This window comes from Streptomyces sp. NRRL F-4489 (assembly GCF_001509485.1).
Classification (GTDB): domain Bacteria; phylum Actinomycetota; class Actinomycetes; order Streptomycetales; family Streptomycetaceae; genus Streptomyces.
This window is the reverse complement of record NZ_LLZI01000212.1, coordinates 1-225: the sequence shown is the minus strand read 5'-3', so window position 1 is coordinate 225 and position 225 is coordinate 1. Positions and strand designations below refer to the sequence as shown.

The window sequence follows — 225 nt, the reverse complement described above, 5'->3', positions numbered from 1 at the left end:
CTAATCCCCTCCCGAAGGAGGTTCATCGTTCGACTTGCATGTGTTAAGCACGCCGCCAGCGTTCGTCCTGAGCCAGGATCAAACTCTCCGTGAATGCTTTACCGGGCTGCGTTTAATTAAAAACTGCCGGTGTGACACTCGCGTTGAGCGGAACGGTACGGAGGAATAATCCGACCGTTCACAGCGTCCTCGCTGTGTGCCTCCCAAGCTTGGGAGGGCTTTTCA

At 55.1% G+C, this 225-nt stretch carries 1 rRNA gene; it reads right to left on the bottom strand.

The features are described from left to right. Positions 1-94 (bottom strand): 16S ribosomal RNA (locus tag ADL22_RS15775); the annotation flags it as partial. Between the last annotated feature and the right edge of the window lie 131 nt (positions 95-225).